General features: G+C 66.1%; 9 protein-coding genes. 7 read left to right on the plus strand and 2 right to left on the minus strand.

The genetic code is table 11. The annotated features are described in order from the left end of the window. Window positions 1-2: 2 nt before the first annotated feature. From Q8O96_RS02530 to aepX, 6 genes are all read left to right on the plus strand, one after another. Entirely contained in the window at window positions 3-827 is an 825-nt protein-coding gene (locus Q8O96_RS02530; protein ID WP_102863604.1) for a hypothetical protein, read from the plus strand. A gap of 101 nt (window positions 828-928) precedes the next feature. Next, a complete protein-coding gene (locus Q8O96_RS02535) occupies window positions 929-2,164 on the plus strand; it encodes an MFS transporter (protein WP_102882424.1) in 1,236 nt (411 codons plus the stop codon). 271 nt (window positions 2,165-2,435) lie between these two features. After that, complete coding sequence (locus Q8O96_RS02540) at window positions 2,436-3,665, plus strand: pyridoxal phosphate-dependent aminotransferase (RefSeq protein ID WP_305948286.1); 1,230 nt, start codon at window positions 2,436-2,438, stop codon at window positions 3,663-3,665. A gap of 123 nt (window positions 3,666-3,788) precedes the next feature. Further along, entirely contained in the window at window positions 3,789-4,619 is an 831-nt protein-coding gene (locus Q8O96_RS02545) for a hypothetical protein (RefSeq protein ID WP_110596831.1), read from the plus strand. A gap of 87 nt (window positions 4,620-4,706) precedes the next feature. Beyond that, window positions 4,707-6,092, plus strand: a complete 1,386-nt coding sequence (gene fumC / locus Q8O96_RS02550; RefSeq protein ID WP_102864088.1) for a class II fumarate hydratase — start codon at window positions 4,707-4,709, stop codon at window positions 6,090-6,092. Between the two features lie 55 nt (window positions 6,093-6,147). Beyond that, window positions 6,148-7,038, plus strand: coding sequence for a phosphoenolpyruvate mutase (gene aepX / locus Q8O96_RS02555; protein ID WP_115582002.1), 891 nt, complete (start codon window positions 6,148-6,150; stop codon window positions 7,036-7,038). A gap of 354 nt (window positions 7,039-7,392) precedes the next feature. Here aepX and Q8O96_RS02560 read toward each other — a convergent pair whose 3' ends face one another. Both Q8O96_RS02560 and Q8O96_RS02565 read right to left on the minus strand, forming a co-directional pair. Next, window positions 7,393-8,814, minus strand: a complete 1,422-nt coding sequence (locus Q8O96_RS02560; protein WP_305948287.1) for an efflux transporter outer membrane subunit — start codon at window positions 8,812-8,814, stop codon at window positions 7,393-7,395. Between the two features lie 58 nt (window positions 8,815-8,872). Further along, the gene (locus Q8O96_RS02565; RefSeq protein WP_207167360.1) at window positions 8,873-9,673 is read right to left on the minus strand and encodes a helix-turn-helix transcriptional regulator; all 801 of its coding nucleotides are present in this window, start codon (window positions 9,671-9,673) and stop codon (window positions 8,873-8,875) included. 636 nt (window positions 9,674-10,309) lie between these two features. On the opposite strand from Q8O96_RS02565, the gene Q8O96_RS02570 reads away from it, so the two are divergent. Then, entirely contained in the window at window positions 10,310-16,690 is a 6,381-nt protein-coding gene (locus Q8O96_RS02570) for a non-ribosomal peptide synthetase (protein ID WP_305948288.1), read from the plus strand. Window positions 16,691-16,952: the final 262 nt, after the last annotated feature.

A 16,952-nucleotide genomic window follows, 5' to 3' on the forward strand; every position in this document is an offset into this window, starting at 1 on the left:
CCATGAATAACGTACTGACCCGGCAGAGCCAGTTGTTGAAGATTGTCGAACCTGTGTTGAACGACATGCCGGCCAGTGTCTTGAAGCATGCGCTGTTCGAGGCGTTCTGGAGCGAAGAGAGCGCCCTGGTGGACATCGAGCATGCCTTCGAGAAGCTCACCTCGCGCCGCCACGCGCCTGCCGTGCTGCGCAAGTTCTTTGCCAGCTGGTCGAAGACCAACAATTCCGCCACCAGCGTTTCCGGCCTGGCCAACCGCATCACCTTGCTGGCCCGTTCGGGGCAGGGCTCGGCAGCCGCCGACGGCCTCTATCGTGCCTGCGGCAGCCTGCAGCGCATCACCGATGAAGACCTGGGCGCTCTGGGCAACACCCTGCATTCAGACCTGTTCTACAACATGGCAACGCCCATCTGCGGCGACGATCAGTGGCTGCTCAAGGAAAACTGCCTGCCCTCGGCGCAAGGCTTCAAGGACTGGACCGACTTCCGCCGTCTGCGCGATCGCGATCTGCTCCAGGGCCTGCTGACCACCCTGATCCATGAGGTCTATACCCACGGTGAAGTGGAGTTCATCCACCCGCTGTACAAGCAATGGTTCGTGCGCGACATGGGTGTGCCGGCGGAAAAGGCCCGGACCACCGTGGCCTGGGTCACGGTGCACACCGGCGGCACCGAGAGCAACCACTTCGCCCATGCGGTGGCGGCGGTCGAGGAATTCGTCGATGCCATGCAGGTGCGTGTCGACCCCCAGGTGGCGCGGGAAATCTTCTGCGAATACCTGCAGCGCAAGGCCCGGGTGATGCGCGACTGCAGCCAGTTGTTGCGCTGATGGCGTGCGGCCCGGCCCTGGCAACGGGGCTTGTGGCTGGCCCAGGCTTGCCTATCCTGTGACTGATTCCTATCCCTTCGACCTCGCAGCCCGCCCCCAAGATGAATGACCTGAAACACAGCGCCTCCCTGGAGGCCATGCCGGCCACCGACACTTCGGTACGCCGCCGCTCCCTGGTGGCCGGTTGCAGTGCTCATGCGGTACACGACGGTCTCACCGATGTGATCTACGTGCTGCTGCCGATCTGGCAGGCGCAGTTCGCCCTGAGCTATGCCCAGATCGGCCTGTTGCGCGGGGCCTATTCCGGGATGATGGCCGGGTTCCAACTGCTGGCCAGCCGTGCTGCCAAGCGCTGGGGCCGCGAGCGCCTGCTGGTGGGCGGCACGGCGCTGGCCGGGCTGGCCTACCTGCTGGCAGGGCAGGCCGGGGGCTTGAGCGTGTTGCTCCTGGCCCTGCTGCTGGGCGGCCTGGGGGCCAGCACCCAGCATCCGCTGGCGTCTTCCTTGATCACCGACACCCACGAAGCCGGAGGCGGGGTCAAGGAGGCCCTGTCCCAGTACAACTTTGCCGGGGACATCGGCAAGACCCTGATCCCCGGCCTGGTGGGCCTGTTGCTGACGGTGATCAGCTGGCGCGCCAGTGTCACCCTGATCGGCCTCCTGGGGCTGGCCGCCGCGCTGTTGCTGTGGTGGCTGATTCCCTCCCGGGCCGTCACCGCGGCCATGAGCGAGAAGGCGCCCAAGGCGGTCAAGGGCCAAGGCTCGGCCAGCGGAATGCGTGCGTTGATCCTCACCGGCACCCTGGACAGTGCAGTGCGCATGGGCTTCTTGACCTTCCTGCCGTTTTTGCTCAAGGCCAAGGGCGCCGGCACCGCCGGCATCGGCCTGGCCCTGACCCTGTTGTTTGTCGGTGGCGCCTTCGGCAAGTTGCTGTGCGGTTACCTGGGGGCGCGCATCGGCATGATGAAGACGGTGTGGATCACCGAATTCACCACCGCCAGCCTGATCGTGCTGGCGGTGTTTCTGCCCTACAACGGCCTGATGCTGATGTTGCCCCTGCTGGGCCTGGCGCTGAACGGCACCTCCTCGGTGCTGTACGGCGCGGTGCCGGACCTGGCGGGGGCCGGCAAACGCGAGCATGCGTTCTCGTTGTTCTATACCGGCACCATCGGTGGCGGGGCGCTGGCCCCGGTGCTGTTCGGCAGCCTGGGGGACGTTACCGGGATACCCCTGGCGGTGATGGCCCTGGCCGCCACGCTGCTGCTGACGCTGCCGCTGTCCTGGTACGTGCAGCGCGGCCTGGACGCCGATGCCCGGGCATTGTCCAGCCCTGGCTGATGCTTGCTGTCGACCCTTGAATCATCAGGCCCGGGGCTGTTCTGCCCGGGCCTGATGCGTTCTGCGCCCGGGCTCGCGGCAGGGGCCTCGCGATCATCAGATATTTCTTACTTTTGCAGTATCAATCACGACGCAAACGGTATTGGCCGGACATTCTGACTGTCATCAGAATGTAAGAAGACCTGGCTGGAGCCCCCATCCAGGTTGGCTGCGCAGGGTGTTTCCGGTATTCGGGGCGCCTTGTTTCCAGATCGTTTTCGCAGGTAAGAACATGAATAACAGCGAAGCCACTGCAAGCCGATTTTCCTTGTCCAAGCGTGCCCTGGGCCTCAGTGCCCCCGGTACGTCCAGCATGCGCAGCAAAGCCAACGCCCTGAAGGAAAGCGGGGTCAAGGTGATCAACTTCGCCGCCGGCGAATTGTCCTTCGACGCCTGCCAGGACATGCGCACCGGGGCCATCGACGCCATCGAAAACGCGCGCAATCGCTACACCCCGCCCATTGGCCTGCCGGCCCTGCGGGAAAAGCTCGCCCAGCAGGTCAGCCAGCGCACCGGCGTGACTTTTGCGGCCAATGAGGTGGCGGTGACTGCCGGGGCCAAGCAGGCCCTGTACAACGCCTGCATGGTGCTGCTCAACCCCGGTGACGAGGTGATCGTGCCGAACCCGTACTGGGAAACCTTTCCCACCCAGATCCGCCTGGCGGGCGCCACGCCCGTGTTGGTCGAGACCCGGGGCGACGACTACCGGCTGACCCTTGAGGCGGTGCAGGGCGCGCTGAGCGAGCGCACCCGGATGATCGTCATCAACACCCCCAACAACCCCACGGGCACCGTCTATCAACGCCAGCAACTGCTAGCGATCGCTCAGTTGGCCTTCAACCAGGGGCTCTGGGTGATGTTCGACGAGTGCTATCGCGGCCTGGTGCGCGAGCCCCATGAGCATCACAACATCCTCTCGCTGTTTCCGGCACTGAAACCGCAAACCGTGCTGATCGACTCCTTTTCCAAGAGCCAGGCAGTGACCGGCTGGCGGATCGGCTACGCCTGCGCCCCGGCGCCGGTGATCGCGGCCATGCACAACCTCCAGGGCCACACCACCTCCAACCCCAGCAGCCTGTCCCAATACGCCGCGCTCAACACCCTGAACGCCGATTCATCGCAGTTCGCCGACCAGGTCAATCCGTTCCTGCAACGGCAGCTGCACGCTGCCCGCACCTACCTGGATCGCCTGGAAGGCATCCGCTACGCACCACCGGAAGGGGCCTTCTATCTCTACCTGGACGTCTCCTCCCGCCTGGGGGGCTACTACCGCGGCGAGCAGGTGCGGGATGTCGAGCACCTGGCCGACCTGCTGCTGACCGAGGCGCATATCGCCGTGGTCCCGGGCTCGGGGTGTGGCGACCCGCATTGCATCCGGATTTCCTACGCCGTCGAGTACCAGGAGTTGATCGAGGGGCTGGGCCGCTTCAACCAGTTCATGTCGGCCATCGTCATGGACTGAAGGCGCTTCAAGTCGCCCGCCGTTGCACCGTCATCACCGCTGTTCCCGCGCCCCCTGTGGTGGCCCGGGTGGCGTCGCTCGTCTTGCTGTCCGTGAAGTGAACAATAAATACAGGAGAGAAACATGGAGAGTTCCCGCAAAGCGTTCATCGGCTACGTGCACCAGGCCCTGGTGGATGTCGAAGACCGGAATCTGGTGGAGGCCCTGCTGACCGGCTTTGAAAACCATCCCGACAAGCTGGACGGCTACTGCCAGACCTACCAGCGCATGACATCCAGCCGCTGGTCCGAGGATTCGCTGTGCACCTTTTTCTGCGGCTGGCGCAGCCCTGATGGTGCGGCCCACGCGGTGTCCAGCATCATCGTGCGGCTGTTGCAGGAGTCCGCGGACCTGCCCGGCGACGACAACAAACTCAAGCTGCTGGAGGCCGCCCGGCATTGCGGCGAGATCATCGTCGAAGACGTCGGCCTCGGCGAAATGCACGGCCATCCCCACCATTCCAAGCTGTACCACCGCATGGCCTCGGCCATCTGCGGCTCCGACAACTGGCGCCTGCAGGACAAGTACCTGAACCCCATCACCAAGGAGTTCTCCACCTGGGTCGGGGAGAAGCGCCCCCTGGCGCCGAACCTGGTGGAAGCCCTGGAGATGATGGCCCTGACCGAGCTGTTCAACACCGGCGAATACAACCTGATGACGCCGCTGTGGAAGAACTGGCTGCGCGAGTCCTGCGGTTATCCGGCGGGGGAGGCCAACCGCATCGCCGGTTTCCTCAGCGTCCATTGCGGCGCCGTCGAGGCCCGGCATTTCCGCCACGCCACCGACGCCCTGAAGCTCTACACCCAGGCCACCGGCCAGCAGATCAACTACCGGCGCATCGCCGCGCTGTCCGACGAGTACGTGGTTCGGGCCTGCGCGCACCTGGAAAAAATGGCCTCCGTGCTCAAGGCGTAGGGCCCCTGCAAACCATGCCGGGCGCGGCGACGGCCCGGCCTCCCATGACTGACTGTGCTGCATAGCAAAGACTGGAGAACCATGAACATGCGTCTTGAATCCGACTCGATGGGTTCCATTTCCGTACCGTCCAACAAGTACTGGGGCGCCCAGACCGAGCGCTCGATCCTCAACTTCCCCATCGGCCGTTCGCGCTTCCAGTGGGGCGCGCCGATGATCCGTGCCATGGGCATCCTGAAAAAGGCCGCGGCCCTGGCCAACCTCAAGCTTGGCGAACTGCCTGAAGCCATCGCACTGCCCATCGTCAAGGCGGCGGACGAAGTCATCAGTGGGCAGTTGGATGATCACTTCCCGCTGGTGGTGTTCCAGACCGGCTCCGGCACCCAGTCCAACATGAACGCCAACGAAGTGATCGCCAACCGGGCCATCGAGATGCTCGGCGGCGAGCTGGGCAGCAAGAAGCCCATCCACCCCAACGATCACGTCAACCGTGGGCAATCGTCCAACGACACCTTTCCCACGGCCATGTACATGGTGGTGGTGACGGAAATCTTCGAGACCCTGCTGCCCGGGGTGGCAACCCTGCGAGACACCCTGTTCGAGAAATCCCAGCAGTATCGCGATGTGGTCAAGGTCGGCCGGACCCACCTGCAGGACGCCACCCCGATCACCCTCGGCCAGGAAATCGGCGGCTGGGTCGAACAGATCGACTACGCCCTGGGGGCCATCGAACTCAACCTTGGCGGCCTCTACGACCTGGCCATCGGCGGCACGGCGGTGGGCACCGGGCTCAACTCCCACCCGCAGTTCGGCGACGAGTGCGCGCGAATCATCGCCGAGCTCACCGGCTACCCGTTCAAGTCCTGCGCCAACAAGTTCTTCGCCCTGTCGGCCCATGACGCGCTGATCAACACCTCGGCGGCGATCCGCACCCTGGCCATGGCCCTGATGAAGATCGCCAACGACGTGCGCTGGCTGGCCAGCGGCCCGCGCTGCGGCATCGGCGAGATCGACATCCCCGAGAACGAGCCGGGCTCTTCGATCATGCCGGGCAAGGTCAACCCGACCCAGTGCGAGGCGCTGACCATGGTCTGTGCCCAGGTCTTCGGCAACGACGCCAGCGTGGCCTTCGCCGGCAGCCAGGGCAATTTCCAGCTCAACGTCTACAAGCCGGTGATGGTGCACAACGTGCTGGAAAGCATCACCTTGCTGGCCGAATCCTGCCGCGCCTTCAACGACCATTGCGCAGTGGGCATCGAGCCCAACCGAGCGCGGATCGAGGCCAACATCGAGAAGAACCTGATGCTGGTGACCGCCCTCAACCGGCACATCGGCTACGACAAGGCGGCCATCATCGCCAAGACCGCCCACCAGGAGGGCAAGTCCCTGCGGGAGGTGGCGCAACAGCTTGGCTACGTTTCGGCCGCGGATTTCGACCGCTATGTGGTGGCCCTGGACATGACCCATCCCTGAGCCCAGGCCCCGCAGCCAACCCGCTGTTCCTACTCACAAGAGGCGCGTGAATCCCATGCAGGACGCTGATATTCGCCGAACCAACCTCAGCCAGTTGCTGCGCCGCAAGCGCTGTCTGCGGGTCCTTGAAGCCCACAGCCCGATCTCGGCGCTGCTGGCCGAACAATCCAGGCTGGAGCGCGGGCCCGGGCCCAGCCTGAGTTACGACGCCATCTGGTCCAGTTCCCTGACCGACTCGACCCACAAGGGCCTGCCGGATATCGAGATCCTCTCGCCCAGCAACCGCCTGCACGGCATTCGCGAGATCTTCGATGTCTGTTCGCTGCCGATGATTTTCGACGGCGACACCGGGGGCAAGGCCGAACACTTCGCCATCCACGTGAAGATGCTGGACCGGGCCGGGGTCTCGGCGGTGGTCATCGAGGACAAGTGCGGGCTGAAGAAGAACTCCCTGTTCGGCAACGCCGTGAGCCAGCTTCAGGACTCCATCGAGGAGTTCTGCGACAAGATCCGCGTCGGCTGCAGCAGTCGCAGCCACGAGGACCTGCTGATCATCGCCCGCTGTGAAAGCCTGATCCTCGACAAGGGCATGGACGACGCCATCGAGCGCTGCCTGGCCTATGTCGCCGCCGGCGCCGACGGGATCATGATCCACAGTCGGAAAAAGGACGGTCTGGAGATTCTCGAATTCGCCCGGCAGTTCCGTCGCCAATGCCCGCGGGTGCCGCTGATCTGCGTACCCACCAGCTATGCCCACTTGAGTTTCGACGAGCTGGAAGGAGCCGGCTTCAACGCGGTGATCTACGCCAACCACATGCTGCGCAGTGCCTACATGGCCATGCGTGATGTGGCGGTGGGCATTCTCGAACATGGCCGGACCCTGGAGGTGGAACCCCGTTGCCTGGGCATCGAGGAGATCCTTGATCTGGTGCCGGGCACCCGTTAACCGCGGGCGACAGCGGCGGTCCCGAGCATTCTTGGAAGATTCTGGTTTTATCCCCGTCGATTGCGCGACCGAGGATATGCAGGAATAAGAATTTTCTTACATACGTTGCCAGGACCGCTGCTTAGAATTGCCCCGTTCGCCCGGCCAGCCACCACAGGCTCCATGCCCAGTGGTGGTTTCTGGTCAGGGCGGGCTGCAACATCGCAATACCTGCCTGCCCGGTCCGTGTTCTGCCTACTGCCCTTGGCTGGCCGGGTCGGCACTTCAGGTTCGATGCGTTCAACATTCCCCGCTAGCCGCTACTTCCCCCCTCCAACCTAGAATCTCAATTCGGACCTCAAGCCGAGGACCGCGTCAGGGTTGTGCCTGGGTGCCGGCCAGGCTCGGTGCTGCGCTCCAGGCGCCCCCCAGGGCCCGGTACAGGTCGACCTCGGCCAGCAGCTGCGCCAGGTGGTCGTTGATCAGGCCCTGCTGGGCGCTGAACAGCGAGCGTTGGGCATCGAGGAACACCAGGTTGCTGTCCACGCCGATGCGATAGCGATGCTCGGCCAGGTTGTAGTAGTCCTGGCTGGCCTGCACCAGATTGCCCTGGGCCATCAATTGCTGCTGATAGGTCTGGCGAGCGGCCAGGCCGTCGGCCACTTCCTGGAAGGCGGTCTGAATCGACTTTTCATACTGGGCGACGCTGATGTCCTTCTGCAGCCGGGCGTAGTCCAGGCTGGCGCGCAGGCTGCCGGCATTGAAGATCGGCAGGTTGATCTGCGGTTGAAAGGTCCAGCCGCCAGCCCCTCCCTTGAACAGCCCGGAAAGCTCCTTGCTGGAGCTGCCGGCATTGGCAGTCAGGCTGACGCTGGGGAAGAACGCCGCTCTTGCCGCGCCGATGTTGGCGTTGGCGGCCTGCAGTTGGTACTCGGCCTGGAGAATGTCCGGGCGCCGTTGCAACAGGCTCGAAGGCAGGCCCGCGGGCACCTGGGCCAACATGCCTTCGGCCAGCCTGCGCTGGGGCAGGTCGGCGGGGAGGGGCGCCCCCACCAACAGGGTCAGGTTGTTCAGGTCCTGGGCCACCTGGCGCTGGTAGCGGGCCAGGTTGGCCCGGGCGCTGTCGACGCGGGTGCGGGCCTGGGCCACGTCCAGGGCCGAGATCTTCCCGGCATGGCCGTTGCGGGTGGTCAAACGCAGGCTCTGCTCATCCGCGGCCAGGGTCTTGCGGGTCAGCTCCAGCAGTTCCTGGTCGGCGCACCAGGTCAGGTAGGCACTGGCGACATTGGCCACCAGGCTCAACTGCGCGCTGCGCCGGGCTTGCTCGCTGGCCAGGTAGGTCATCAACGCCTGTTGGCTGAGGCTGCGGATGCGGCCGAAGAAATCCAGCTCGTAGGCGCTGATGCCCAGGTTCGCCCCATAGCTGGAATTGATCAGCGCCTTGCCGCCGGTCATCTGCTCGGGCAGCCGCTGGCGCTTGCCGTTGACACTGGCCGCCACCGCCGGCAGCAGGTCGGCGCGCTGGATGCGGTACTGGGCCTGATAGGCCGCGACGTTCAGCGCCGCCACCCGCAGGTCGCGGTTGTTGTCCAGGGCACTGTGGATCAACCGTTGCAGCAAGGGGTCCTGGAACAGGCCGGACCAGTCGGCTCCCGCGGTGCCGGCGGCCGAGGCGTAGGCCAGGCCTTGAGGGTAATGGGCAGCAACCGGCGGCGCTGGGCGCTGGTAGTCCGGGATCAGCGAGCAGCCGCCGAGGGCCAGGGCCAGGGCCGCCAGAATCGAAGGGGAGGTACGCATATCAGCCTCGTGACAAGGACCGCCTGAGGGTGGACGACAGGGGCGCAGCAACCGCGCCTCAGGCGCCGACCATCCACTTGGCCAGGCCGTGGCGGCCACTGACCCCGAGCTTGGCGGCGGCACGCTTGAGGTAGGTTTCGATGGAGCTGTTCTTGACGCTCAGGCGCTGGGCCATTTCCGGCACCGTGCCTCCGGTCAACAGCCCCAGGCAGACTTCTTTTTCCCGGGCCGAAAGGCTGATGTCCCCCAGGGACAGGCGCTCGTCGAACTCCCGTTGCAGGGGCGTCTGCTGACGCGCATCCACCGGGCGGCTGCTCCAGCTGCGCAGGTTCTTCAGGGCCTGTTGCCGGTGCAGTTGGGCATGGCGCTCCAACAGCGGCAGCAGGGTCGCCGACAGGCTCTTGAGAAAGGACAGTTCGGCCAGGGAAAAACCGCCCTGGGAGGGTTCGCGGTAGAGGGCGATGACACAGCGGCGGTTGGCTTTGCGCGAGACCAGATGGCATTGGTGCGGGGTGTGGCGCGATGTTCCGCCCTGGGCCTGGGCATTCATCTGAATCAGCAGCGAGTCGTCCATTTCCAGCATCTTGTGCAGCAGCGGATCATGGCGTCGCGGGGGCTCCGGCAGAGGCAGGTCCTCCTGCAGCCCGGCCCGCCCCAGCAAGGTGATTGCCAGGGAGCTGGCCTGGCGTTCGTCGAGGGTCCACTCACTGAGCAGCAGTTGGCTGACCGGCACCAGCTTGTCCACCAGTTGCAGCATGTCCCTGGCGAATCCGCAATGGCCGGTACTGGAGATCAACTGCCCCAGTTCGAAGTAGAAGGGTGGAGTTTCCATGTTGGCGATACTGCTGGTCAGACCCATATCCTTATCATCCTTGATCGAGACAAATCGCTGATCGAAACGCGGTCGCCACGGTGTCCCGCGGCACAGTGTTCATGCACCTGATTTGGTCGGAAAAATCTGATTTAAGCCTAAGAATTTACTTCGCGTCTGTAGGGGTAAACCGGGACAGGCAGGCCGCATCAGAGCGCTGCCGGGCTGTCCCCGTGGGTCGGCAACAGGCGCGCAATCCCCGCTGGCGTTCGTCCTCGCGGTTGTGCAAGGCGCTGCCGGCACAGGCTCATCAGGCCTTGACGGCAAGGCAGGCGAGGCCAGGAGCCTCATGTACGGGTGGTCAATGTCCTACAGCTATTTCAGCCGATCCGCAGCAGCGTCCCGGCGCTGACGGTGCCTGCGCGGGGGCTTGCCTGGCGGCCTGCCAGAGCCGTTCTCAAGGCCTTGAGCCTGCTCCGACAGGGCTCGGGAATGTCCGGGTTTCGGGTGACATACAGGGTGTGGGGCCGATGCTTAAATCCGCGGACGCTGGTGCCCGGGCCCATCACATGAGAAGGATCTTATGACGCGTTTTTCTGCCTTTGCCGTGGCCGATCTGGTCGCGCCAATCACCCTTGTCATCCACGGTGCGCTGCCTGCTGGACGTTCAGCACCGGTGATGGCATGAGCGCCGGGGCGGAGCTGGCCCAAGGCTTGCCGCTGACCACCGGGCAACGGGATATCTGGCTCGATCAACTGAGCCGCGGTGACTCGCCGCTGTACAACATCGGCGGCTATGCCGACCTCAAGGGACCGCTCCAGCCCGAGCTGATGCAGCGCACGGTGGAGGCGCTGGTGCGCAAGCATGATGTGCTGCGCACGGTGCTGTCCCTGGAGGGCAGCGGCGACGGCCTGCCGTTGCAGTACTTCGACCGCGACTGGCCGGTGCAGTTGGCATTTCACGACTTGTCCGCCGAGGCCGACCCGCTGGCCACTGCCCTGGCGCGGATTCACTGGCAGATGCAGCAGCCGTTCAAACTCAGTGGCGAACGCCTGTGCCGCTTCTCGCTGTTTCGCCTGAGCCCCGAGCATCACCTGATGCAAGCCGAGGCCCATCACCTGATCCTCGACGGTTGGGGCTTTGCCCAGTTATCCCAGTCCTTGGGTAGCCTCTACAGCGCCCTGGTGCGGGGCGAGCAGCCCGGCCCTGGCGCACCGTCCTTTGTCGATTTCATCGAGGACGACGCGCGCTACCAGCAGTCCAGCCGTTATGCCCGCGACCAGGACTACTGGCTGGCCAAGTACCAGAGCCTGCCGGAGCCGCTGCTGCGCCCGCGCCATCGTCCGGGCCAGGAAGCCGGGACGCCCGGGGCGACCCTGGTGCAGGCCTTTCCCGCAGCCCTGCATGAGCGGATGAAAGCCCTGGGCACAAGCACCGGGGCTTCGGCCTTCCACGTGCTGCTGGCGGCCTTGCATGTGTATTTCGCCCGCACCGGCCAGCGCGACCACTGGGTCCTGGGCATGCCGGTGCTGAACCGGCCCAACGCCGCCTTCAAGGTGACCCTGGGCTGTTTCACCCAAGTCAGTGCGGTGCACATGGACTTCGGCCGCGAGCTGAGTTTCGAGGCGCTGGTGGCGGCGGTGCGGGACGTGCTCAAGCAGGATTATCGTCATCAGCGCTTTCCCCTGAGCGAGCTCAATCGCGCCCTCGGCCTGCTGCGTGAAGACCGCGGGCAATTGTTCGAACTGACCCTGTCCTATGAACTGGAGGACCTGCAATACCGCTACGGCGATGCCGTGGCCTCGTCGGTGAAAGTTTCCAATCGCCACGAGCCGACGCCCCTGGCCATCCACCTGCGCAGCAACCGTTTCGACGACAACGCCTGGATGCATTACGTCTACGACACGGGGTATTTCCAGCCCCATGAGATCGAGGCCCTGGCCGCTTGCCTGATCCATGTGCTGGAGCAGGGGTTGGCGAACGTGGCCTTGCCGGTGCAGCAGTTTTCGCTGCTCAGCGCAGAGCAGAACGCGCGTTTGCAAGGGTGGAACGCCACCCGCCAGCCGCTGGCTGCCGAGCAGCGCATCCACAAGCGGGTCGAGGCCTGGGCCCAGCGCACTCCGAGCGCCGTGGCCCTGGTTGCCCAGGGCCAGCAGCTGAGCTACGACCAGCTCAACCGCCGGGCCAATGCCCTGGCCCTGCACCTGCAAGGGCTTGGGGTCGGTCCCGATCAGCGGGTGGCGATCCTGGCCCGACGCAGCCTGGAGACCCTGGTCGGCCTGTTGGCGATCCTCAAGGCCGGTGCTTGTTACGTGCCGCTGGACCCGGCGTATCCCCCTGAGCGACTGGCCTACCTGCTGGAGGACTGCGGGCCGGTGGCGCTGCTGACCCAGGCCGGTTTGCGCGAGCGCCTGCCGAGCCTGGCAGTGCCGCTGATCGAGCTGGACGATCAGCAATGGCAGTCAGGCTCGGCGCCTGGTCCCCAGGTGCCCGGGCTGACGGCGCAGCACCTGGCCTACGTGATCTACACCTCCGGCTCCAGCGGTTTGCCCAAGGGCGTGATGGTGGAGCACCAGAGCCTGTCCGCCCTGGTGGACTGGCATTGTCGGGCCTTCGAGCTGCAGGCCGGCAGCCACACCTCCTGCCTGGCCGGCTTCGGTTTCGATGCCATGGCCTGGGAAGTCTGGCCGGCCCTGTGCGCCGGGGCGACCCTGCACCTGGCCCCGGCCAGTGACGGCCCCGAAGACCTCAATGGGTTGCTCGCCTGGTGGCGGGCCCAGCCGCTGCAGGTGAGCTTCCTGCCCACGCCGGTGGCCGAGTACGCCTTGAGCCAGCGGCTCGGTCATCCGACCCTGCGCACCCTGTTGATCGGTGGCGATCGCCTGCGCCAGTTACCCGAGCCACAGCGCTTTGCCCTGATCAACAACTACGGCCCCACCGAAGCCACGGTGGTGGCCACCTCCGGGAGCATCGAGGCCGGGCAGCCGCTGCATATCGGCCGGCCCATCGCCAATACCCGGGTCTATCTGCTGGATGAGCGCCAACGCCCGCTGCCCATCGGCATTGCCGGCGAACTCTATATCGGTGGCCACGGGGTGGCCCGGGGCTACCTCAATCGCGACGAACTGACGGCCGAGCGTTTCCTCGACGATCCCTTTAGCGACCGGCCCGGTGCGCGCATGTACCGCACCGGCGATCTGGCTCGCTGGCTGGAGGACGGCCGCCTGGAGTACCTGGGGCGCAATGACGATCAGGTGAAGATCCGTGGCCAGCGCGTCGAGCTGGGAGAAATCGAAACCCGCCTGGGCGCCCATCCCGCGCTGCAGGAGGTGCTGGTCCAGGCCCGGGACGGCCAGTTAGTGGCCTGGTTCACCGCCCGCGAGGCCGTGCCGATCAGTGACCTGCGGGACTTCCTGCGCCGGCAGTTGCCCGACGCCCTGGTGCCCGTGGCCTATGTACGGCTCGAGGCATTGCCCCTCACCGCCAACGGCAAGCTGGACCGCCAGGCCTTGCCCGCACCCGGGCCCGAGGCCCTGGTCAGCCGCGAGTACCAGGCCCCCCAGGGCCCGTTGGAAACCACCCTGGCCCAGCTCTGGGCCCAGGTGCTGCAGGTGCAACAGGTGGGTCGCCATGACCATTTCTTTGAACTGGGCGGCCATTCGTTGCTGGCCCTGGAACTGATCCAGCGCATGCAGGAGCAGGGGCTGCATGCCGATGTGCGGGTGCTGTTCGGCCAGCCGACCCTGGCCAGCCTGGCCGCGGCGGTGGAGGGCCGGCAGGACGTGGAAATCCCGGCCAATGGCATACCTGCCGATTGCCGGCACATCACCCCGCAGATGCTGACCCTGGTGGACCTGGACCAGGCAAGCATCGACCGGGTGCTGGCCCAGGTTCCCGGTGGTGTGAGCAACGTGCAGGACATCTATCCCCTGGCGCCGCTGCAGGAGGGCTTGCTCTACCACCACATGACCTTTGCCGCGCATGACCCGTACCAGCAGCACGCGCTGCTGGCCTTTTCCCGTCGCGAGGACCTGGACGCCTTCGCCCAGGCCTTGCAGGCGGTGATCGAGCGCCACGATATTCTGCGCACCAGCCTGGTCTGGGACGCGGCAGAGCAGCCGCTGCAGGTGGTCTGGCGCCAGGCCCGGTTGCCGGTGGAGCAGTGGCAGCCGGCGGCCGAGGGCGGCTCGCTGGCGGAGCAGTTGCGCGAGCATTACCACCCGCGGCACAACCCGCTGGATATCCGCCAGGCACCGCTGCTGGCCCTGGTCTGGGCCGAGGACCGGCCGAACCAGCGCTGGCTCGCGCTGCTGCGCTTTCATCATCTGGTCAACGATGCCACGTCCACGGCCCTGCTGATGGCGGAAATCGCCGCCCACATGAACGGCCGGCAACAGCCGCTGGCGCCGGCCTTCGCCTACCGTGACTACGTGGCCCGCACGCGGTTGGGACAGGCCTCCCATGCTGCGTTCTTCCGTGAATACCTGGCCCAGGTGGACCAGCCGACCCTGGCCTTCGAGTGGCAGGAGCGTGCGGGCGAGCCGCTGGATCAGCAGCATGCCAGTGCTCTGCTGGATCACGACTTGAGCCTGCGCCTGCGTCATCAGGTGCGGCAGTTCGGGGTCAGTGCCGCCAGCCTGTTCCACCTGGCCTGGGGCCTGGTGCTGGGGCGCTCCAGCGGCCGCGAGGACCTGCTGTTCGGCACGGTACTGCTGGGGCGCTTGCAGGCCGGTGCGGGAGCGGACCGGGCCCTGGGCATGTTCATCAACACCTTGCCGCTGCGTCTGGAACTGGCGGGGCTGACGGTGGCGGCCGGGTTGCGCCAGACCCAGGAACGCCTCAGCGCGCTGCTGGCCCATGAGCAGGGGCCCCTGTCCCTGGCTCAGCGTTGCAGCGGCGTGGCGGCGCCGACGCCACTGTTCAATGCCTTGCTCAACTACCGGCACAACGTCGCCGCCGACGCCCAGGCCCTGTTGCAAGGGGTGCCGGGGGCGCAATGGCTGAGCAGCGAAGAAGTGCTCAGCTACCCCTTGATGCTGGCGGTGGACGACCTGGAACCGGGCTTTCGCCTGGGAGCCCGGGCGCCCCGGCGGATCGGCGCGCAGCGTCTGCTGGACTACCTGAGCTGCGCCCTGGAGGGGCTGGTCCAGGCCTTGGAACAGGCACCGCAGACCCTGCTGCAGAGCCTGTCCATCCTGCCGGCGGCGGAGTATCGGCAGCAGATGCTGGCGTTCAACGCCACCGCGTCCGACTACCCCAGCGAGCTGACCCTGCACGGGCTGTTCGAAGCCCAGGTCCGCCGCACGCCCCAGGCGATTGCCCTGCAGGCCGGCGAGCAATGCCTGAGCTACGCCCAGCTCAACCAGCGGGCCAATCAGCTGGCCCATCACTTGCGCGAGCAAGGGGTGGGGCCGGACGTGCGGGTCGGGCTGTGCGTGGAGCGCGGCCTGGAAATGCTCATCGGCCTGCTGGGCATCCTCAAGGCCGGTGGCGCCTATGTGCCCCTGGACCCGGAGTACCCGCCGGAGCGGTTGAGCTTCCTGATCAATGACAGCCAGCCACTGGCGGTGCTGGTGCACCAGCCCACCCGGGCGCTGCTGCAGGCCCAGGCCGTGCCGCTGATCGATTTCGACCGCGACCACTGGCAGCACCCGGGCCAGGATGACCCTGTGGTGCCGGGGCTCGGGGTCAGGCACCTGGCCTATGTGATCTACACCTCGGGCTCCACCGGCAACCCCAAGGGGGTGATGGTGGAGCACCGTGGCCTGGGCAACCTGATGCACTGGAGTTCGCGACTGTGTGGGCCATGTCCGGGCGGCACCTTGCTGCAAAAGACCCCGTTCAGTTTCGACGGCTCGGTGTGGGAGCTGTTCTGGCCCCTGGTCAGCGGCATGCGCCTGCTGCTGGCGCGGCCCGACGGCCAGCGTGATCCGGGCTACCTGGCGCAGCTGGTGCAAGCGCAGCAGGTGACCATGATCAAGTTCGTGCCGGCGATGCTCCTGCAGTTCCTGCAACTGGAGGAGAGCGGACAGTGCCACAGCCTGACCGACGTTTTCTGCGGTGGTGGCGAGCTCACCGAGGCCATCGCCCGGCTGTTCCAGCAGCGCCTGCCCAAGGCCCGGTTGCATAACGTCTACGGCCCCACCGAGGCCACGGTGGACAGCAGTGCCTGGACCCTGGAACCCGGGGCCCCTGTACCGCCGGTGCAGTTGCCCATCGGCCGGGCCATTACCAATACCCGGCTGTATGTGCTCGATGCCCATGACCAGCCGGTGCCCCTGGGGGTCAGCGGCCAGTTGCATATTGGCGGCGTCGGCGTGGCCCGGGGCTACCTGGGCTTGCCGCAGTTGCAGGCCGAGCGCTTTATCGACAGCCCCTTCGTGGCCGGTGACCGCCTGTACCGCAGCGGCGATCTGGTGCGCTACAACGCCGACGGCGACCTGGAGTTCCTCGGCCGCAACGACTTCCAGGTCAAGCTGCGCGGGTTGCGCCTGGAGCTGGGGGAGATCGAGGCACGGCTGGCGCAACACCCGGCCCTGCGCGAGGTGGCGGTGCTGATGCGCGATGAGCGCCTGGTGGCCTATTTCAGCCTGCACCCGGACCAGGCGCCGCCGGGTATCGAGGCACTGCGGGCCCATGTCCTGGAGCAGTTGCCGGAGTACATGGTGCCGGCCGCCTATGTGCGGCTGGCATCGCTGCCCCTGAGCGCCAACGGCAAGCTGGACCGCAAGGCGTTGCCGGAACCCGGGGTGGACGCAGTGCTGAGCCGCGAGTTCGAGGCGCCCCAGGGCGAGCTGGAAACGACCCTGGCGCGGCTCTGGGCCGAGGTGCTGCAGGTCGAGCGGGTGGGGCGCCATGACCATTTCTTCGAACTGGGCGGGCACTCGCTGCTGGCGGTCAGCCTGGTGGCGCGCATGCGCCAGGAGGGCCTGCATGCCGATGCCCGGCTGCTGTTCAGCCAGCCGACCCTGGCGGCCCTGGCGGCCCATACCCAGTGCCAGTTGCAGCGCCTGGAGATTCCCGTCACCACCATTCCCCAGCTCAAGCGCCAGCGGCGTCTCTGAGCCCATCTTCGGCCTTGCAGGGGCGCCACAGGACGGAGGCCGGGACAGCGCCGGGGCATGTCCTGGCTTCCCATGTCAGACACTCAAGGACGGATGTTTTAGCGTTTCCAGGCTGCCGGGAGCCCTGGCGGGATCAGTGCCTGCGGCGTTTGCCCGAGCCGCTGGCCGCTGAGCGCTCGGGCCCTGCGCCGCCTCTGAAAGGTTGCATCTGAAACAAGGACGTTCTCTTCAACCATTTCCGAATTCCCAGGCAGGTTACGAC

Source organism: Pseudomonas sp. LPH60, from assembly GCF_030718165.1.
GTDB classification, from domain to species: Bacteria; Pseudomonadota; Gammaproteobacteria; order Pseudomonadales; family Pseudomonadaceae; genus Aquipseudomonas; species Aquipseudomonas danubii.